At 69.5% G+C, this 18,802-nt stretch carries 22 protein-coding genes and 1 tRNA gene; 17 read left to right on the top strand and 6 right to left on the bottom strand.

From position 1 onward, the window contains the following. Positions 1-554 precede the first annotated feature (554 nt). The 3 genes from ACWCYY_RS13310 to ACWCYY_RS13300 are packed head-to-tail and all read left to right on the top strand — an operon-like array spanning position 555 to position 2,101. Positions 555-1,301: a hypothetical protein gene (locus ACWCYY_RS13310; RefSeq protein WP_449796091.1), complete on the top strand. Its 747-nt coding sequence runs from the start codon at positions 555-557 to the stop codon at positions 1,299-1,301. Between the two features lie 9 nt (positions 1,302-1,310). Further along, positions 1,311-1,712, top strand: coding sequence for a hypothetical protein (locus ACWCYY_RS13305; RefSeq protein WP_449796090.1), 402 nt, complete (start codon positions 1,311-1,313; stop codon positions 1,710-1,712). A gap of 8 nt (positions 1,713-1,720) precedes the next feature. Further along, entirely contained in the window at positions 1,721-2,101 is a 381-nt protein-coding gene (locus ACWCYY_RS13300) for a type II toxin-antitoxin system PemK/MazF family toxin (protein WP_449796089.1), read from the top strand. A 358-nt stretch (positions 2,102-2,459) separates the two neighbouring features. On the opposite strand, the gene ACWCYY_RS13295 is transcribed toward ACWCYY_RS13300, so the two are convergent. Beyond that, complete coding sequence (locus ACWCYY_RS13295) at positions 2,460-2,939, bottom strand: NUDIX hydrolase (RefSeq protein WP_449796195.1); 480 nt, start codon at positions 2,937-2,939, stop codon at positions 2,460-2,462. A gap of 18 nt (positions 2,940-2,957) precedes the next feature. Here ACWCYY_RS13295 and ACWCYY_RS13290 point away from each other — a divergent pair, with 18 nt between their 5' ends. The 12 genes from ACWCYY_RS13290 to ACWCYY_RS13235 all read left to right on the top strand — a co-directional run bounded on the left by ACWCYY_RS13290 (position 2,958) and on the right by ACWCYY_RS13235 (position 10,993). Next, a complete protein-coding gene (locus ACWCYY_RS13290) occupies positions 2,958-3,737 on the top strand; it encodes a GntR family transcriptional regulator (RefSeq protein WP_449796088.1) in 780 nt (259 codons plus the stop codon). Positions 3,738-3,876: 139 nt separating this feature from the next. Continuing rightward, positions 3,877-4,224 carry an SCO3933 family regulatory protein gene (locus ACWCYY_RS13285; RefSeq protein WP_449796087.1) on the top strand — a complete coding sequence of 116 codons (348 nt, stop codon included), beginning with the start codon at positions 3,877-3,879 and terminating at the stop codon, positions 4,222-4,224. Positions 4,225-4,229: 5 nt separating this feature from the next. Next, positions 4,230-5,609, top strand: a complete 1,380-nt coding sequence (locus ACWCYY_RS13280; protein WP_449796086.1) for an FtsK/SpoIIIE domain-containing protein — start codon at positions 4,230-4,232, stop codon at positions 5,607-5,609. Positions 5,610-5,705: 96 nt separating this feature from the next. Continuing rightward, positions 5,706-6,401 (top strand): DUF2637 domain-containing protein, encoded by a 696-nt coding sequence (locus ACWCYY_RS13275; RefSeq protein ID WP_449796085.1) that lies wholly within the window; start codon positions 5,706-5,708, stop codon positions 6,399-6,401. A 13-nt stretch (positions 6,402-6,414) separates the two neighbouring features. Then, on the top strand, positions 6,415-6,606 hold the full coding sequence (locus tag ACWCYY_RS13270; RefSeq protein ID WP_449796084.1) for a mobile element transfer protein: 192 nt from the start codon (positions 6,415-6,417) through the stop codon (positions 6,604-6,606). Between the two features lie 13 nt (positions 6,607-6,619). Then, positions 6,620-6,808, top strand: coding sequence for a hypothetical protein (locus tag ACWCYY_RS13265; RefSeq protein ID WP_449796083.1), 189 nt, complete (start codon positions 6,620-6,622; stop codon positions 6,806-6,808). Positions 6,809-6,824: 16 nt separating this feature from the next. Next, the gene (locus ACWCYY_RS13260) at positions 6,825-7,361 is read left to right on the top strand and encodes a DUF6197 family protein (protein ID WP_449796082.1); all 537 of its coding nucleotides are present in this window, start codon (positions 6,825-6,827) and stop codon (positions 7,359-7,361) included. A gap of 100 nt (positions 7,362-7,461) precedes the next feature. Next, a complete protein-coding gene (locus tag ACWCYY_RS13255) occupies positions 7,462-7,650 on the top strand; it encodes a hypothetical protein (RefSeq protein WP_449796081.1) in 189 nt (62 codons plus the stop codon). An 80-nt stretch (positions 7,651-7,730) separates the two neighbouring features. Next, complete coding sequence (locus ACWCYY_RS13250) at positions 7,731-8,321, top strand: SAM-dependent methyltransferase (protein ID WP_449796080.1); 591 nt, start codon at positions 7,731-7,733, stop codon at positions 8,319-8,321. A gap of 56 nt (positions 8,322-8,377) precedes the next feature. Further along, positions 8,378-9,652, top strand: a complete 1,275-nt coding sequence (locus tag ACWCYY_RS13245) for a replication initiator (protein WP_449796194.1) — start codon at positions 8,378-8,380, stop codon at positions 9,650-9,652. After that, complete coding sequence (locus ACWCYY_RS13240) at positions 9,645-9,848, top strand: helix-turn-helix domain-containing protein (RefSeq protein WP_449796079.1); 204 nt, start codon at positions 9,645-9,647, stop codon at positions 9,846-9,848. The genes ACWCYY_RS13245 and ACWCYY_RS13240 overlap by 8 nt, the downstream gene beginning before the upstream one ends. Beyond that, positions 9,845-10,993 (top strand): tyrosine-type recombinase/integrase, encoded by a 1,149-nt coding sequence (locus tag ACWCYY_RS13235; protein WP_449796078.1) that lies wholly within the window; start codon positions 9,845-9,847, stop codon positions 10,991-10,993. Before ACWCYY_RS13240 ends, ACWCYY_RS13235 begins: the two co-directional genes overlap by 4 nt. Positions 10,994-11,069: 76 nt before the next feature. Here the strand turns inward: ACWCYY_RS13235 and ACWCYY_RS13230 are convergent. After that, positions 11,070-11,143: transfer RNA gene (locus ACWCYY_RS13230), tRNA-Pro, on the bottom strand. A 101-nt stretch (positions 11,144-11,244) separates the two neighbouring features. Beyond that, on the bottom strand, positions 11,245-12,186 hold the full coding sequence (locus tag ACWCYY_RS13225; RefSeq protein WP_345286973.1) for a metallophosphoesterase: 942 nt from the start codon (positions 12,184-12,186) through the stop codon (positions 11,245-11,247). A 304-nt stretch (positions 12,187-12,490) separates the two neighbouring features. On the opposite strand from ACWCYY_RS13225, the gene ACWCYY_RS13220 reads away from it, so the two are divergent. Continuing rightward, on the top strand, positions 12,491-12,943 hold the full coding sequence (locus tag ACWCYY_RS13220; protein ID WP_345286971.1) for a GatB/YqeY domain-containing protein: 453 nt from the start codon (positions 12,491-12,493) through the stop codon (positions 12,941-12,943). Between the two features lie 163 nt (positions 12,944-13,106). On the opposite strand, the gene ACWCYY_RS13215 is transcribed toward ACWCYY_RS13220, so the two are convergent. Further along, the gene (locus tag ACWCYY_RS13215; protein ID WP_449796077.1) at positions 13,107-15,362 is read right to left on the bottom strand and encodes a transglycosylase domain-containing protein; all 2,256 of its coding nucleotides are present in this window, start codon (positions 15,360-15,362) and stop codon (positions 13,107-13,109) included. Between the two features lie 400 nt (positions 15,363-15,762). Here ACWCYY_RS13215 and ACWCYY_RS13210 point away from each other — a divergent pair, with 400 nt between their 5' ends. Further along, entirely contained in the window at positions 15,763-16,086 is a 324-nt protein-coding gene (locus tag ACWCYY_RS13210; RefSeq protein ID WP_345286967.1) for a WhiB family transcriptional regulator, read from the top strand. A gap of 204 nt (positions 16,087-16,290) precedes the next feature. Here the strand turns inward: ACWCYY_RS13210 and ACWCYY_RS13205 are convergent, their stop codons facing one another. Both ACWCYY_RS13205 and ACWCYY_RS13200 read right to left on the bottom strand, forming a co-directional pair. Next, the gene (locus tag ACWCYY_RS13205; protein WP_449796076.1) at positions 16,291-17,451 is read right to left on the bottom strand and encodes an ArsA family ATPase; all 1,161 of its coding nucleotides are present in this window, start codon (positions 17,449-17,451) and stop codon (positions 16,291-16,293) included. Positions 17,452-17,521: 70 nt separating this feature from the next. Then, positions 17,522-18,580, bottom strand: a complete 1,059-nt coding sequence (locus tag ACWCYY_RS13200; protein WP_449796075.1) for an ArsA-related P-loop ATPase — start codon at positions 18,578-18,580, stop codon at positions 17,522-17,524. Positions 18,581-18,802 lie beyond the last annotated feature (222 nt).

Genomic DNA, 18,802 nt, shown 5'->3' with positions numbered 1-18,802 from the left:
CAGGTTGTCAGTTGATCAGCTGGTCCTCCGGCCGGCAATCCCCGGATGCTCCCGCCAACTGCGTGGACCCTCAGGCATGTCTGTCATCGCCTCTAGAAACTTCCGGCATGGAGGCGAGACCTCTCTAGCGCGTCAGCGGCACGGCACCAGTAACTCTGAGAGCACGGGCAAAGACCGCAGTCAGCGCTCAGACGCGCTCTGACCCGTGGCCAACCACCAGCCCATTGCACGTAGTGCAGGACCGGTTCGGATCGTGGCAGCCCGCCTGCCTGACCTGCTTGCCATCCGCGCTCGTAGGCCAGCATCCGCTCCAGACCGCTCTTAGCAGCACCAGCGCTACCAGTCCAGATGCATCCGAGCTTGCTTCGTGGGCTTGGCCTATCTATGAACGAGCTGGAAGCGGCCACTTCATGAGCATGCCCGGTTTGTCCGTGTTTGATACCGCTGTGCATGGATTAGTGCTACCGGCAGGCATTGAAAAGCCCTCTCGCGGAGATGTCGCCGCCCATGTAACTTTGCTGTATGACGACTGTCCCAGAGCTGGAAGGGTGGCGATGACGGACCTGACGGCACCCCGGACCGCCACGCTCATGGTGCGCTGGCGCCCGACGGCGCAGGTGTACGAGGGTCGATCGCGCCTGCTGGTTGCCTTGGAGAAGCAAGGAAAGCTTCGCGCCTTCAAGACTGAGGACGATATTACTCGCGCAATAATTCAGGATGAGATCGAGATTCTCCTGTCGCCTCGTCATTTGGCAATTTCTGATGCTTCGGGACTGGAGGATCCTACTTCAGCATCCTTTATTCTAGAGTCTCTCTCGTCGGTTATTGATGTCAGGCCAAACTTCTTTGGATCCAGGTTTCAGCACCTGATTCCGCTGGGCGATGAGTCTGCATACGATGAGGCCCGAAAGTCCTTTTGTCTGGCCGTTTTCGGGGACCTTGCGGATCGCTTTGGAATCTCGGACACGTCGACGCTGATTGATGGGTCGACGGATTCTGGGAGGAATATCTTCCAGGCTGAATTTGGAATCGTTAATAGAGATGAGGCGGCCGAAAGGCTGGCGCTGGAGGTAGGCAGGCTGCGTACTGTCGAAGAGCCAGATTTCAGCCATATTGATTGGGGTGAGCGGGGCCTCCCTGGTGTGGCTCTGTATGTAAGCTCCAATTGGCATCGCCATGGAGAGCGGCCAGATTCTATCGACGCTGCCTCACTTGTCGAAGCTGCGCAGCAGTATCGAGAAGAAGCGGGGAATTTTGCCCGCGCATTGTTCGATAAGACTAGGGTCGAAGTTGAACAGTAGGGAGAGGATATGATGACGACGCCGACGCTTTCCGCTCCTCCGAAGAATATCGCCCGCAAGGATTACTACCGGCTCGATCGGGCCGAGCAGCAGGCCCCCGAGCCGCTCATTGGGGTGCCAAAACGGCTGTCCGATGCCGGGGAAGTGCTGCCCTCGAAGTACGTGCGGACGATCGTTGATCGCACGGTCGATCGAGAGCCTCCGGCGCGACACTGGCAGCACGCAGGCAGCGTTACCGAGCTGCTTGGCGAGCTCGTTGATGAGCTGGTTGCAAATGGTCGTTCGCGGGATGCCGACGCCATCCAGCGACTCCTTCACCGGGATGATGAAGACGCCGCAATGAGGGCCTATGTTTCTCGCCTCTGGGCGCAAGACTGGGACTCTGACGAAGATTCAATCTACGACGAATAGTGGATTAGGTGAAGCCTGGCGATATCGCCTTGGTCTACTTCCCGTTTAGCTACATGGAGGAAGAGCCCTTCAAGAGGCGACCAGTATTGATTGTTGGGTGTACCTTGCCCGGGGAGAGCGGCGACCACGCGGCTCTGGTTGCTCAAATTACGGGGAGTGCCAATCGGGTGAGCAATCCAGGCCAAGGTGATGTGGTTGTCCACAAGTGGAAAGAGGCAGGCCTTCGCAAGGAGAGTGTCATTCGCGCTCGGAGGCTATGGACGCCAGAGCCGAGGGACTTTGATGGATCAATCCTGGGAACTCTGGATCTTCCCACGTTTGAAGAAGTTCTGAGTCACGTGCGTCTTTTCATCAGCCCGCAAGGAGCGCAAGGAGGTTCAACGACCTGAGTTGAGTGCTTCTCGAAACGGGCGGTGGAGCGGTTTTGGCCGGTGTCCTGTCGGGGTTGGGTCCGAGCATGATCGGGGGGCCGTAAGCTGACCCGCGAATCGGGCAGGCTCCTCGCCTGCCCGCAATCTGGCCGAGTGGCCCCCCGGTCTTGCTCGGTGCGGGCCCCGGGCTCGACAGGTGGGTAAAACCGCGGAGCCGCCCGCCCCCAGCCACGGCGGGGTTGGCCCACCTCGGATCGTCCGTCGCCTGGCGCGGCCGGCCGCCGCCGAAGCGGGGCGAAGACAGGAGCGGCGGCGAGCGGCCAGGGCCGCGCGCGGCGCGCTTGCGCGCCCTTGAACCCGTAAAGAAAGTTTTTACTCACTCACCTACCAGGGCCAACGTCTTCCCGTCGTGGGCTCGCACGTGCGGTGCCTCGTCCTGGAGCGCGTCCGTGATCCTGATTGCGTAGACCTCGCCCATGGTGGCCGTGACCTCGTCCGGGGTGAGCCAGGAGACGGCCGTCGACTCGTCGGACAGCTGCTCGTGCCCGCCCTCGGGGGTGCAGCGGAAGACCAGCGCGACGACGCCCCGGACCATGTTCTTGTACACGCCGGTGAGGCGGTCCACCCGGACGTTGATGCCGGTCTCCTCGAAGACCTCGCGGCGGACGCCGTCCTCCAGGGTCTCGCCCAGTTCGAGCACTCCGCCCGGGGGCTCCCAGGTGCCGTTATCGGCTCGGCGGATTGCCAGGACGCGGCCGTCTTCGCGCACCACGACGCCGGCCACTGACACCGAGTGGAGCGGCGTTGACGGTTGAAGAACTTGCCATGGGGGGTCGATACTCATGTACAGGAGAATAGGAGTCTGAGAAGGACTATGGCGAGCGGTGAAGCGGCCTCGACGGCCAAGGCGAAGTACCAGCAGATCGCGGATGACCTTGCCGCGCAGATCCGTTCGGGGGCCCTGGCTCCTGGAGCTGCGGTTCCGAGCGAGTCGGAGCTGATGGAGCGTTACGGCGTGGCGTCCGGCACCGTCCGCAAGGCGGTCGCGGAGCTGAGGACGACTCAGCTGATCGAGACCCACCACGGCCGCGGCTCCTTCGTCCGCTCCCGTCCCCCGGTTCAGCGCAAGTCATCCGACCGATTCCGCCGCGCCCATCGGCTCGCGGGCAAGGCTGCGTACCTGGCTGAGGCTGAGCAGTCCGGCGGTGTCCCCTCGGTGAACGTGCTCTTCGTGGGCCCAACTCCGGCCCCGCCCGAGATCGCCAAGCGACTCGAAGTTCCGGCCGGCGCCCAGGTGCTGGCTCGCAAGCGGCGGTACTTCCGCGATGGGACGCCCACCGAGGAGGCGACCTCCTACCTGCCGTGGGACGTGGTGAAGGACATCCCGGAGATGTTCGCCGAGAACCCCGGCGGTGGCGGGATCTACGCCCGACTCGAAGAGCACGGCTACGGCCTGGCCGAGTTCACCGAGACAGTGAGGGCCCGGCTCGCCAGTAAGGCGGAGTCGTCCTCCCTGGCGCTCAGCCCCGGATCGCCGGTGATCCACCTCGTCCGCAACGCCACGACTTCGGCCGGCCGCGTGGTCGAGGTCTGCGACACGGTGATGGCCGCTGACCAGTTCGTTCTCGACTACCGCTTCGCCGCGAAGGACTGACGGAACCTCAACTTCCGCAACCCACTGCCGGATTCGCTCCGCAGTGGGTTGACTCATGTAGAGGAGTCGGGCACTCTTCTATCACTCACTCATGTACATAAGTGCATGAGACAGCCTCTTCTAGAGGAGAAGATCGGCTATGGCCACCTTCAAGATCGACACCTCGACCGCCTTCGTCTTCGTGGTCGTCCCGCCCGCGCCCAAGCTGGTGAGCAAGCAGACCGGTGAGGTCGCCATCGACCGTGAGACCGGGGCCCGGATGCTGACCGTCGGCCTGACCATCGCGGATGAGGGGGAGGCGAACCTCTACACCGTCGCTGTGCCGGAGACCGGCGTGTCCGAGGGGCTTGGCATCGGGATGCCGGTCGCGCTGACCGGGCTGCGGGCGAGGTCCTGGGAGAACGAGTTCAACGGCCATAAGCGGCACGGGATTTCGTTCCGCGCGGCGGCCGTCACGTCCCTCGTCCCGGCCGCCTCGAACGGCTGACGGCGGTGTCGGATCTGCTGACGCTCGCTGAGGTCGGTGCTCCGGCCGCCGCTCTACTCGGTGGTGCGGCGTACGCCCGGGCCAAGGCACCGGCCGCGTACTGGACCACGGTCGGACTCCCGGCCGCTGCGGCTCGGTTCACCGCAACCTACGGCAGCACCATGGACGCCTGCGGCCTGACGGTGGAGCCCTCCCGGCTCCGGGTTTTCCTCCTGCGGGCGACGACCCGTCGGGAGATCCGGCCGGTGCCGCCGAAGATCCGCAGGGTGCGGCCGACCATGACCGGCCTGCGGGTCCGCCTCCGGCTGGCCCCTGGGCAGGAGCCCGCCGACGTGGTGGCCTCGACCGAACGCCTGCGGCACGCCTGGGGAGTCCACTCCGTCAACGTGGTCGTGCTCGGGCCGGGTGTGGTCGAGTTGAGGATGACCGGCTACGACGTGCTCCGCCGAGTGCGGATGCCGCGCCGACTGCCGACCGGTGAGCTGCTGGTGCCGGTGGCGCTGCGGGGCGACGGGACGGCCTTCGTCCGGGACTACCGGGCGGTGCCCCACTGCCTCACCCTCGGCGCGACGCTCTCTGGCAAGTCGGTGTACCTCCGTAACCTGATCGCCGAACTCGCCAAGCGGAACGTCGCGTTGGTCGGGATCGACTGCAAGCGCGGGGTCGAGCACGCCCCGTTCGCCCCTCGGCTATCCGCGCTGGCCACCGACTCGGACGAAGCGCGCTCGGTGCTCGACGCCTTGGTGGACGAGATGGAGCAGCGGTACGAGCTCATCCGCCGGTACCAGGGCATCCCTGGCAGCGTGGCCGACGGCGAGATCACCTCGGACGTGTGGGGGTTGCCCGCCGAGCTGCGGCCGGTGCCGATCGTCCTGCTCGTGGACGAGGTGGCCGAACTGTTCCTCGTCGCCACCCGCAAGGAGGAGGAACGCCGGGATCACATGGTCACCCAGCTGATCCGGCTCGCCCAACTCGGCCGTGCGGCAGGGATGTTCCTGGAGGTCTGCGGTCAGCGCTTCGGCTCCGAGCTGGGTAAGGGTGCCACGATGCTCCGTGCTCAGCTCACCGGCCGGGTGGTCCACCGCGTGAACGACAAGCCGACTGCCGAGATGGGCCTCGGCGACATCTCGCCGGAAGCCGCGTTCGCCGCGACCCAGATCGCTCCGGAGACTCCCGGCGTCGCCGTCGCGGGTGACTCCTCCGGAGGCTGGTCCCGCATCCGGGCCCCGTACCTGTCCATCGCGGACGCGGCCCGCATCTGCCGCGAGAACGCGCACCTCGCCCCGGACCTGCCCACCCTCGCCGCGTTCCGCCCGGCCCGCCCGGTGGTGCCCGCCCAGGGCTACGGCCCGTCGCTGGCGAAGCCGCGGCTGCTGACCGACTGACCCATTCACCGCATCGGCCGGCGCGACCGCATCGCGCCAAGCCCCTACCCCGTCACGCCCTCGACCAGGGCGCCGCTCACGGAAGGAGGTCCACCGATGCGCCTGCCCCGACCGGACCCCGTCCTCGTCCAAGCCGCCATCGCTGGGGCCCTCTCCTTCGCCCACCTGCACGATCTGGCCGAAGCCGCAGGGCAGTTGGGCTGGAAGGCGTGGGCCTACCCGATCTCGGTCGACCTGCTCCTGGTCGCCGCTTGGCACCGCATGCGGACCCTGCGCGCTTCCGGTGCTACTGCCCGCGCGGCCTGGACCTGGTTCCTGATCGCGCTGGCGGCCTCCCTCGGCGCCAACGTCGCCACCGCCGGACTGCTCGACCTGGGCAACGTCCCGGCCTGGTTGCGCATCCTCGTCGCCGGTTGGCCCGCACTGGCCTTCTTCGGCGGAACACTGCTCGCCCACTCCCGGCCGGCACCGCACGAAGCTCCCGCCGAGCCCGAACCGGCCTGGGAGGTCGACGCCGATGCGGCTCAACTCCCGCTCTACGAAGCCGACTCGGACCGGATCGCGGAGCACCACCAGGAGCCGGAAGCCGTTTCCGCCCCTGAGCCGGTGCCCGCCCTGCCGACCGCCGCTCCGGCGCCGATCGCCGTACCGGCCGCGCTGATCGACCACGCCCGCAAGGTCGTCGACGACCACCAGGCCCGCACCGGTACCCCGATGGACACCGACACCCTGCGCATCCGCCTCGGCGTCCCGCCCCAGCTCGCCGACGCCATCGCCGCCCAACTCACCTGACGGAGGTACCACCATGGCCCGGCCCATCCGCCCGCGCAACGTGATCCGCATCGGCCCCGTGCAGGTCGCCACCTACTACGACGGCCGGGGCCGCGAGAGGCACACCACCGTGTGCACCGCCCCGCGCTGCGGCTTCTCCGCCGACTACGACTCGCGCGCCGCCGCCGAGATCGCCGCCCGCACCCACCGCTGCTCCATCCGCTGACAGGAGACCCGCCATGAACGTCACCCTGCCCCTGGTCCTCGTCCTCGGCGCCGCCACCTGGGCCGCCGTGAAGATGCTCGGCCTGCGCCTGTGGGTCGTCGTCCTGATCGCCCTCTTCGGCTTCTACGTCGCCGACACCTTCGTGGCCCCGCTCATCGACCAGACCACCCGCACCGGCGTCAGCGCCGTCACGCCCAAGTAGAACCGGAGGAACCGCGATGCCCGCCACCCTGCTCCTCCCGGAGACGCTCGGCCTCGGCCCGGACGGCGCGCTCCTGGTCGCCGAGATCGAGGCGTACCTCGCCTCCCTGCCGCAGAACTCCCGCGTGGCCGTCCCGCTGATCTGCACGTACGGCAGCACCGTGCAGTCCTGGAACGCGGGCTTCCCGGCACCCCGGCCCACCCTGCTGGACCGGATTGCCCACCGCCCGGCCCGCCCGGTCCCGGTCACCATCGCGGACCACCTGCGGCTGACCTCCCGCTACATCCAGCACGCGGGCTGGCTGCAGGGCGCCCTGTGGGACGACGCCGGCCGGGTCTGCCTCCTCGGCGCCCAAGCTGCCGTCCTCGCCCACGGATACGGCACCGCGGCGACTGTCGGCCGGGCCCGCAACCAGGTGATGCAACTTCTGCATGCCACGGGGCGGCCAGTCAGCTCCCCGGACGTCTTCAACGACGCCCCGACGACCCGTCAGGCCGACGTTCACCACCTGCTCGACCGCACCGCCGCCCGTGCCCTCGCACTCGGCATCTGACCTGTTCAACCGGCCTCGGGGCGGCAAAAGCCGCCAAGCATCCGACCGCCCCGAGGCCGCACCCCTGCCCGGACCGAAGCCCGACGAAGGAGACACGCCCATGATGCCCCAGCCCACCACGTCCCCCGCCCGGATCTGCCGCGATTGCCACGGCTTCGGCAGCGCCCACATCGCCACCGGTCTCATCCGCCGCGACGGCACCCGCGACACCACCCCGGTCAACTGCCGATCCTGCAACGGGTACGGCTCCGTCAGCCTGCACCTGCCCACCGCGGCCAAGGCGGTCTGACCATGTCGTTTCTCGGCGGCAGCTGTCCCGCGAACGGCCTGCGAGTCCTTGATCTCTTCTGCGGTCAGGGTGGTGCCGGCATGGGTTACCACCTCGCCGGGTTCGACGTCACCGGCATCGATCTCGCCCCGCAACTCCGCTACCCCTTCACGTTCCAGCAGGCCGATGCGCTTACCTACCTCGCCCACCACGGGACCGAGTTCGACCTGATCCACGCCTCCCCGCCCTGCCAGCGCTACACCAACGCCCAGAAGATCCGGGGCAACGACCACCCCGACCTGGTCGGCCCGCTGCGTGACCTGCTCATCTCGACAGGCCGCCCCTACGTGATCGAGAACGTTCCCGGTTCTCCGCTCCTGGACCCGGTGGAGCTGTGCGGCTCCATGTTCGGCCTGCGCACCTACCGCCACCGCCTCTTCGAGGCCTCCTTCTCGGTCCCCGCCCTGCACCACCCCCGGCACCTCGCCCCCAACGCCAAGATGGGCCGCCCTGTCCGCGAAGGCGAGTACATGCACATCGTCGGGAACTTCTCCAACGTCCCGCTCGCACGCGACGTGATGGGCATGCCCTGGGCCACCCGCGACGGCCTCCGAGAAGCGATCCCCCCGGCCTACACCGCCCACATCGCCGCCCAGTACCTCACCACCGCCGATACGGCGGTGCCCGCTTGACCACCAGCGCCCCCGCCCCGGTCGCCGACCTCCTCGGCCTGGCACAGCTCGGCACCATGCCCGCCCTTATGCGCCAGCTCTCCGGCCTCGCCGGATGCACCACCCCCATCCGCCTCCACGGCTGGCGCACCGAGATCAACCAGCACACCGGCCAGGTCCTGCACCACCTGGAGTCCGCCCAGCTCCCCGCCGGGAACCTCCTCGTGCGCTGCGGCAACCGTCGCACCACCCGCTGCCCGGCCTGCGCCGAGACCTACCGCCGCGACACCTACCACCTGATCACCGCCGGACTCACCGGCGGCAAGGGCACCCCGGAGACCGTCGCCGCACACCCCAGGGTGTTCGCCACCTTCACCGCTCCCGGCTTCGGACCGGTCCACAATCGGCCCTCCGCCGGCCGCTGCCGTTGCGGCATCGCCCACTCCGCCGACGACCTCGCGTTGGGCTCCCCGCTCGACCCCGAGCGCTACGACTACGAAGCCGCGGTGCTCTGGAACGCCCACGCCGGAAAGCTCTGGGCCCGCTTCTCGATCCTGCTCCGCCGTGCCGTCGCCAAGCGGGCCGGTCTGACGCAGCGTGAGTTCCGCGAGCACGCCCGGATCTCCTTCGGGAAGGTCGCCGAGTACCAGAAGCGCGGTGCGATCCACTTCCACGCCGTCATCCGCCTCGACGGCCCCGAGGGCGGCTCACAGCTCCCGCCGGCCTGGGCCACCGCCGAACTCCTCACCGACGCGATCCGCGACGCCGCCCGCCGCACCGACATCCCCGGCCCGCACCTCGACGGCCGCGACCACCGCTTCGCCTTCGGTCGGCAGCTCGACATCCGGACCATCCGCAGCGCCGACTTCACCGGCACCGCCCAGCTCACCGACCGGGCCGTGGCCGCCTACATCGCCAAGTACGCCACCAAGGGCGCGGAGACCGCCACCGGCACCCTCGACCGGCCGCTCAAGCTCCTCGCCGAGATCGCCACCCTCGACGTCCCCGAGCACGCCCGCCGCCTCATCCGCACCGCCTGGACCCTCGGCGCCCGTCCCGAACTCGCCGAACTCCGCCTCCGGGCCTGGGCCCACATGCTCGGCTTCCGGGGTCACTTCTCCACCAAGACCCGCCGCTACTCCACCACCCTCGGCGCCCTCCGCGGCGCCCGTGCTGCCTGGCGCCGCGCCCAGACCCTCGAACACCTCGGTCTCGACCAGGCCGACGACGAGAGCACCCTCGTCCTCGCCCACTGGGTGTTCGCCGGCACCGGCCTCACTCCCGGTGAGTCATGGCTCGCCGCCGCCGTCCAAGCCGCACCCGGAACTGAAGGAGAACCTACCCGTGGCTGACGCTGTGCCAGCTCCGGCGCTCTACCGCATCTCCGACGCGATGCTGACGCTCAGGATGAGCCGGACGGTGATCTATGACCTGATCCGGGCCGGGCGCCTCCGCACGGTCAAGGAGGGCCGTGCCCGCCGCGTCCCTGCCTCCGCCATCGCGGAGTACGTCGCCCTCCTGGAGCGCGAAGCCAGGGAGGCTGCGTGACGGCCCGTCGAAGCCGGGGAGACGGTGGCCTGCACTGGGACGAGAGGCGTCAGCGCTGGATCGCCTCCGCCAGCCTGGGCTACGACCCGAGCGGCAAGCGGATCGTCAAGAAGGGCAGCGGCCGGACCAAGACGGAGGCCAAGAACAAGCTCAAGGAGATCCTGCGGGACTACGACGACGGCTTGGCCATCGCGCCCACCAACTACACCGTCAAGGACGCCGTGCTGGACTGGCTGACCTACGGGCTCACCGGCCGGGACGAAGGCACCGTCGAGACCTGCACCAACCTCTGCCAGAACCACGTGATCCCCTCGCTCGGCGCTCGCAAGCTCCGCGACCTGGGCGCCGAGGAGGTTGACCGCTGGCTGGCCAAGAAGGCCGAGACGCTCAGCACCCGCACCCTCCAGGCCATCCACTCCTGCCTGAACCGGGCGGTGAAGCGGGCTATGGCCCGGGACAAGGTGAAGCGCAACGTGGTGGAGCTGTGCTCCGTGCCGACTGGGCAGCCCGGCCGGCCGTCCAAGGCGCTGACGTTCGCTCAGGCTGAGGCGGTGCTCAGGGCGGCGGAGAAGTCCTCCAGCTACGCCTACATCGTCGTCTCGCTGCTGACCGGGGCCCGGACCGAGGAGCTGCGGCCCCTGACGTGGGATCACGTCTTCCTGAAAGGTCACCCCGAAGCCAACCCGCCGGTACCGCCGTACATGGCGGTCTGGCGGTCGGTGCGTGCCGGCGGAGACACCAAGACCCGCCGCTCCCGCCGCACCATCGCCCTCCCGGCCCGCTGCGTCGAGGCGCTGCTCGACCACTGGGTGGACCAGGGCTGGGACCGCTACGCCGCTGACGAGAAGTGGCAGGAGAACAACCTCGTCTTCCACTCCGCCGTCGGCACCGAGCTCGACCCCTCCCACGTCCGGCGGGCCTTCCGCTCCGCCCTGGCCGGCGCCGAGGGGATCGACCCGGCCGAGTGGACGCCGCGCGAGATGCGGCACAGCTTCGTGTCGCTGCTCTCCGACAAGGGTGTGCCGCTGGAGGAGATCTCACGGCTCGTCGGGCACTCCAGCACGGCCGTCACGGAGGAGGTGTACCGCAAGCAGATCCGCCCGGTGATCCAGACGGGGGCGACGGTGATGGACGAACTCTTCTGAGGCTCAGTCACTCAGATAGACACTCAGCAACGACAGAGGCCCTGCCGGATTTCTCCGGCAGGGCCTCTGCACTGGGTCGGGGTGGCGGGATTTGAACCCACGGCCTCTTCGTCCCGAACGAAGCGCGCTACCAAGCTGCGCCACACCCCGGTCCTGCTTCGTTGCTCTCCGTCTCCGGTGCAACGAGTAGAACTCTATCGGACGGGCGCCGAGATGCGAAATCCGGTTTCTCGGGGCTGTGAGCTGGGGTGTCAGCGGCGGGTGGTGAGGGTGAGGAGGGTGGCTTCCGGGGGGCAGGCGAAGCGGACGGGGGTGTAGCGGTTGGTGCCGCAGCCGGCGGAGACGTGGAGGTAGGACTGGTGGCCGCCGGCGCGGTGGGCGGAGAGGCCCTTGACGCGGCGGGCGTCGATGTCGCAGTTGGTGACGAGGGCGCCGTAGAAGGGGACGCAGAGCTGGCCGCCGTGGGTGTGGCCCGCGAGGATCAGGGGGTAGCGGTCGGCGGTGAAGGCGTCGAGGACGCGGAGGTAGGGGGCGTGGACGACGGCGAGGGAGAGGTCGGCGTCGGGGGAGGGGCCGCCGGCCACGGCGTTGTAGCGGTCGCGGCGGATGTGGGGGTCGTCGAGGCCGGTGAACTCGACGTCGAGGCCGGCCAGCTTGAGGCGGCCGCGGGTGTTGGTGAGGTCGAGCCAGCCGGCGGCGTCGAAGCCGTCGCGGAGGTCGGTCCACGGGTTGTGGACGGCGCCGGTGATGCCGCGGCGGCCGGTGCCGTCGGGGTTGTTGAGGCCGTGGACGCCGGTGCGGAGGGCCTTGAGGTAGCGGGTGGGGCTCTTCCGGGCGGGGCCGTAGTAGTCGTTGGAGCCGAAGACGTAGACGCCGGGGAAGTCGAGCAGGGGGCCGAGGGCGTCGAGGGTGGCGGGGACGCCGAGCGGGTCGGAGAGGTTGTCGCCGGTGTTGACCACCAGGTCGGGGCGCAGGCCGGCGAGGCTCTGGAGCCAGCGCTGCTTCTTCCGCTGACCGTCGACCATGTGGATGTCGGACACCTGGAGCACCCGGATCGGCCGGGCCCCTGCGGGCAGGACCGGCACCTCGACCCGGCGGAGCCGGAAGGAGCGGACCTCGTAGCCGGCGGAGTAGGCGAGGCAGGCGGCGCCGGTGGCGGCGATTCCGAGCGGGACGGAGTACAGCGGTCGCATCGGTCCATGCTCTCAGACTGCTGATCGCACCGAGAACGTCCCCGGGCTGATCGTCCGTCAGGAGGGCGGGCCGGGGACGTCGTGGGGGCAGGGGGAGGAGCTGGGGCGACGGAGGGTCAGGAGCAGCCCGCCGCCGGGTGCGGGCAAGGCGGTTTCGGCGAGGTGGTCGGCGGCCACGGTGGTGCTGGACGGGGTGGGGGACGGGCCGGTGGCGGGGGGCGGTGGTGTCGGAGAGGGCCGGGTCGGACGGCCGGGTGGGAAGAATGGGTTTGCCCGGTGGCGGGCGGCGGCGTAGGAATGCTGCATGACTACGCTCAAGCAGCAGCTGCAGGAGGACCTCACGGCTGCGATCAAGGCCCGGGACGAGCTCCGCACGTCCACCATCCGGCTCACCCTCTCCGCCGTCACGGCCGAGGAGAAGGCGGGCAAGACCGAGCGCGAGCTCGACGACGCCGAGGTGCTGAAGGTGATCGCCCGCGAGGCGAAGAAGCGCCGGGAGGCGGCCGAGGCGTTCGACCAGGCCGGCCGTGTGGAGTCGGCCGTGCAGGAGCGGGCCGAGGGCGAGGTGCTGGCGCAGTACCTGCCGAAGCAGCTGAGCGACGAGGAGCTGACCGCGATCGTCGCGGAGGCGGTGGCCGCCAGCGGGGCGACCGGGCCGCAGGGCATGGGCGCGGTGATGAAGCTGGTGAAGCCGAAGGTGGACGGTCTGGCGGAGGGTGGCCGGGTGGCCGCCGCGGTGAAGGCCGCGCTGCAGTAGCAGGGAGCGGGAGTCGGCACGTCGGTCGGCACGTCGGTCGGCACGCCGGCCGGCACGCCGGCCGTGACGGAGCCCCGACGGCCCGTGCGGAAGCCGGAGAACGCGAGAGAGGGCCACCCCCGATACGGGGGTGGCCCTCTGACGTGGGGTCAGGCGGGGCGGGTCAGCGGTGGCCGCCGTTGCCCCAGCCGCTGCCGTTCCCGTTGCCGCCGTTCCCACCGTTGCCGCCGCCGATGATGCCGGGCGGGAGGGTGAAGTTGCCGCCGATCAGGCCGCCGGCGGCCTGGCTGCCGTCGTTGGACGGCGGGGTGGCGCCGGGGGAGGCGTTCGGGTCGGTCTTGGGCTGCGGGTCGGGGATGTTGACGGTCTGGAAGGAGCCGCGCGGGGTGCCCATCAGCACCTCGTTCATGGCCATCTGCCAGATCGGGCCGGGGCCGGTGGCGCCGTAGACCGAGTCGAAGCGCTTTCCACCGATCTTGATGTTCTTCATCGAGACGTAGGTGGTCGGGCCGCCGAGCCAGACCGCGGTGGCCAGTTCGGGGGTGTAGCCGTTGAACCAGGCCGCGTACCGGTTGTCGGTGGTACCGGTCTTGCCGGCGATCTGGCGGCCGTCGTCGAGGCCGAGGGAGGAGCCGGTGCCCTTCTCGGTCACGCCGAGCAGCAGGGTGTTGATGGCGTCGGCGGTGGTCTCGCTCATCGCCTGGGTGCAGTTCGGCTGCGGCACCGGCAGCTGGGCGCCGGTGTTGTTGACCACCGACTTGACGGCGATCGGGGTGCAGTACTTGCCGCGGGCGGCGAAGGCGGCGTAGACGCCGGCCATCGAGAGCGGGCTGACCTCACGGGCACCGAGCACCATGGCGGGCACCTCGGGGAAGGCCTCGCCGCTGGCCAGCGCCTTGATGCCGAGCTTGTTGGCCATCTGCTTGAAGGCGCACAGCCCGGTCTCCTGGGCCATCTGGATGAAGTAGGTGTTGACCGACTTCGCCATGGCCTCCTTCAGCTGGTACGGGCCGATCTCGCTCTTGCTCTCGTTCTCGATGGTGGAGGGCTTGGTCTTGGAGTTGACCCAGGTGCCGTTGCAGGTGCTCATCGTCGGGTACGGGATCTTGTACTCCGACGGGTACTGCTGGGTCACCGGGGTGCCGTTCTCGATGGCCGCGGCGGCCATGATCGGCTTGAAGGTCGAGCCGGGGGAGAAGCCGTTGCCGCCGCCCATCGCCGCGTCGACGTTGAGGTTGAGCACGGTCTGCTTCTGGTTGCCGTCGAGGCCGTACGGGCGGGTCTGGGCCATCGCCAGGATCTCGCCGGTGCCGGGCTTGACCATGGTCATCGCGGCCGAGACGTCGTCGGTCGGGTAGACCTTGGTGGTCACCGCCTTGTGGGCGGCGGCCTGCTTCTGCGGGTCGATGGTGGTGTAGATCTTCAGGCCGCCCTGGGACCAGAGCTTCTGACGGTCCGTCGCGGTCTTGCCGAAGGCCGGGTCCTGCTTCACCACGTGGCGGACGTAGTCGCAGAAGAAGCCCATGCCGTTCTGCGCGGTGATGCAGCCGTTCAACGGCTCCTTGTACTTGAGGCCCAGCGGGGCGGCGGTGGCCGCCTTGGCCTCCTCGGCGGTGATGTGCTTGTTCTCCAGCAGCTTGCTGATCACCGTGTCGCGGCGGATCTGGGCCGCCTTCGGGTGCAGCACCGGGTCGTACGCCGAGGGGTTCTGCACCAGGCCGGCCAGCATCGCGGCCTCGGGGACGGTGAGGTCCTTGGCGCTCTTGGAGAAGTAGCGCTGGGCCGCCGACTCGATCCCGTAGGCCTGGTGGCCGTAGAAGGTGATGTTCAGGTAGTTGGTGAGGATCTGCTCCTTGCTCAGCTCCTCCTCCAGCTTGACCGCGATCTTCAGTTCCTTGATCTTGCGGCCGAGGCTCTTCTGGGTGGCGAGGAGGAAGGCCTCCTTGTCGTCGCCGGCCTGCTCGACGAAGACGTTCTTCACGTACTGCTGGGTCAGTGTGGACGCGCCCTGGGTCGCCTCGCCGGACTCCGCGTTCTTGCCGATCGCGCGGGCCACGCCCTTGAGGTCGACGGCGCCGTGCTCGTAGAAGCGGGCGTCCTCGATGTCGACCTGGGCCTGCCGCATGATCGGGGCCATCTGCTCCTTGGTGAGGATGGTCCGGTCGCGGTCGAAGACCTTGGCGATCAGGCCGCCGCCGGCGTCGTAGATGTACGAGGCCTGGGAGAGGGTCGGCGTCTTGAAGTCCGTGGGGACGTTGTCGAAGCTCTCGGCGGTGTCCTTCGCGGTCAGGCCGAGCGCGCCGATCGCGGGCAGCGCCATCCCGGCGACCAGCACTCCGGCCAGCACGCTGATGCCCAGGAACTTGAGTCCGAGCCCGGCCTTGTCAAGCGGGGAACCCGCGGGTCGCTGAGGTGCCATGGGGAGAACACTACGTCGCTGATTCCCGTACAAGGGGGCAGGTGTTCGCCTACGCTTGTCACAACACTGCGACAGCTTCGCTCTGTTCATGGTCATCACTCTTGTGAGTGATGAGCTTTGCCCGAATTGACCCGCTTTCAGGTGGTCTACTGGCGGGTCCGCCGGTGACGGTGTGGCAGAGGGTGACGAGAGTGGTCGGACGGGTTCTGACAAGGCCTCCGACCTGCGATCACTCCAACGGGTGAGTGGATGGATACCCATAGTCCGATCGGGTCATTTGAGATTGGGCCCGAAGGGGCTGTTGCGTCCTGGCGTTCTTCCGTAACGTCCTCAACTGGCAGCGGTGAATATGCCGTTGCCGCCGTGGGGGAGCCCCGATTCGGGAGAGGACGGCGCCGGGATGGGCTGGGTGGACGACTGGAGTGCGCAGGCTTCCTGCCGCACGAGTGATCCGGACGAGTTGTTCGTACAGGGGGCGGCGCAGAACCGCGCGAAGGCGGTCTGCAGTGGCTGCCCGGTCAGGACGGAGTGCCTGGCCGACGCCCTGGACAACCGGGTGGAATTCGGTGTCTGGGGAGGTATGACCGAGCGGGAGCGGCGGGCGCTGCTCCGCCGTCGGCCGACGGTGATGTCCTGGCGCAGGCTGTTGGAGACGGCCAGGACGGAGTACGAGGAGTCGCTTGCCACGGGCGTCATCCTCACCGACTACGCCCAGGCGGGCTAGTCGCGGTTCAGGACGATCCGTCGGGCGGATCGGTGTCCGGGTGGGGGAGCCCGGGCGGTGATCGGCCCGTACGGCTGTGTGGGGGTACGCCCGCTGAGTGCCGCGGTGCCGCCGTTCGGCGGCGTGGGTGCTCAACGGGCGTGTCGCACGTGCGGCGCCCAACGGGCGTGTCGCAGGGGCGGGCTGACGGTCAGTCGGTCGCGGTCAGTCGGTCGGCTCGCCGCCCAGTCGCGCGCCGATGGCCCGGAGGCCGTCGAGGTCGTGCACGTCACCGGGCAGGGCCGGCACCTCGACGATCGGCACGTCCGGGTAGACCGAGACGAAGCGGTCCCGGGTGAGCCGCTCGCGGTCCATCACCTGCATCCGCTCGGCGTGCAGCCGGAGCAGTCCGGCGGCCAGCGTCTCGGCCGCCACGTCGTGCTCCGCGCGTGCCTCGCCGGAGCCGTTCTCCTCGAGCGTCTCGGCGGCGGCCAGGGCCCGTTCGGCGGTGAGCTGCGGCGCGCCGGTGCCGTGCACCCGGTTGAGCACCAGTCCGGCCAGCGGCATCTCGTCGGCGGCCAGCCGGTCCACGAAGTACGCGGCCTCGCGCAGGGCGTCCCGCTCGGGGGCGGCGACCACCAGGAAGGCCGTGCCGGGCGCCTTGAGCAGCTGGTAGGTGCGGTCGGCCCGCTCGCGGAAGCCGCCGAACATCGAGTCCATCGCCGAGACGAAGGTCTGCACGTCCGTCAGCAGCTGGGCGCCGAAGACCTTCCCGAGGGTGCTGGTGACCAGGCCCATCCCGACGTTCAGGAACTTCATCGCGCTCCGGCCGCCGACCTTGGCGGGGGCGGTCAGTATCCGGATCAGCTTGCCGTCCAGGAACGAGCCCAGCCGGTTCGGCGCGTCCAGGAAGTCCAGCGCGGAGCGGGACGGCGGGGTGTCCACCACGATCAGGTCCCACTCCTCGGCCGCCCGCAGCTGGCCGAGCTTCTCCATCGCCATGTACTCCTGGGTCCCGGCGAAGCCGGCCGAGAGCGACTGGTAGAAGGGGTTCTCCAGGATGGTCCGGGCCCGCTCCGGGTCGGCGTGGGCGATCACGACCTCGTCGAAGGTCCGCTTCATGTCCAGCATCATGGCCTGGAGTTCGCCGTCCCCCTTGGCGCCCTTGACCACCCGCGGGGTGTTGTCCAGCTCGGTCAGGCCCATCGACTGGGCCAGCCGCCGGGCCGGGTCGATGGTCAGCACCACGACCTTGCGGCCCTGCTCCGCCGCGCGCAGGCCGATCGCCGCGGCGGTGGTGGTCTTGCCGACCCCGCCGGAGCCGCAGCAGACCACGATCCGGGTCGCCCGGTCGCCGATCAGCGCGTCGATGTCCAGCCCGGTCATGCCGCCGTCCCCTTCGCCGTCACCCGTCGTCCGTCCCGTCCGTCCTGTCCGTCCCGTCCGGTCGGCCCGGTCATGCCGCCCCCTGCCGCTTGAGCTCGCCGGCCAGGCGGTACAACCCGCCCAGGTCCACCCCGCCGCCGAGCAGCGGGAGTTCGTAGGTGGGCAGCTTCAACTGCTGCACCGCGGTCCGCTGTTCGCGCTCCAGCTCGACCCGCTCGGCGTGCTCCCGGGCCTGCTCCAGCAGCGGGTCGATCAGCGGCTCCACCGCGGCCCGCACGGTGGCGGCCGACTTGGAGCGGCCGCCCAGCCCGGCCTCACCGAGGGCCGTCGCGACCTCCTCGCGGTGGTCGCCGTCCACCGCGGCCACCGCCGCCGCGTCCAGCACCGGCGGGCGCACCATGTTCACCAGCACCCCGCCGACCGGCAGCTTGGCCTCGCGCAGTTCGCCGATGCCGTCCACCGTCTCCTGCACCGGCATCTCCTCCAGCAGGGTCACCAGGTGCACGGCCGTCTCGGGCGAGCGCAGCACCCGCATCACCGCCTGGGCCTGCCCGTGGATCGGCCCGAACCTGGCCAGCCCGGCCACCTCGGAGTTGACGTTGAGGAACCTGGTGACCCGTCCGGTCGGCGGCGCGTCCATCACGATCGCGTCGTAGGCCCGCCGGCCGTCCGGCCCCTTCCGGCGGGCGGCCTCGCAGGCCTTGCCGGTGAGCAGCACGTCCCTGACCCCGGGTGCGATGGTGGTGGCGAAGTCGACGAAGCCGACCTTCTGCAGCGCCTTCCCGGCCCGGCCCAGCTTGTAGAACATGTCGAGGTACTCGAGCAGCGCCAGCTCGGTGTCGATCGCCAGCGCGTACAGCTCACCGGCCGGCCCGCGGCCCGGCAGCCCGAGCTTGGCGGGGGAGACGGTGGCCACCTTCCGCTCCTCGTACGGCAGAGCGGCTATCCCGAACAGCTCGGCGATGCCCTGCCGGCCCTCCACCTCGATCAGCAGCGTCCGGCCCCCCTCGGCGGCCAGCGCCAGCGCGAGCGCGGCGGCGACGGTGGTCTTGCCGGTGCCGCCCTTGCCGCTCACCACGTGGAGTCGGACCCCCTCCCAGTCCGGGCCGTGCCGGTCCTGCTGCTCCACGCTCCGCCTCCGTGCCTCTCGGGTGCCGGCGTCAGCCGACGTCAGGAGCTGCCGTTGCCGACGGGCCGCCGAAGACGTGCCGCCGAAGGTGCTCTCCCGCGAGGGTAACCAGCCGCCGCCGCGGATGCCGGGATTCCCGGAGGGGCGACGGAGGTACGGCCGACGTCCGGCGGACCTCCGGCGGACCTCCGGCGGACCTCTGGCGGACGCGCGACGGACGGG

The organism is Kitasatospora sp. NPDC001664 (assembly GCF_053596675.1).
Note: the sequence above shows the minus strand (reverse complement) of the source record. Positions and strands in the feature narration are given on the sequence as shown.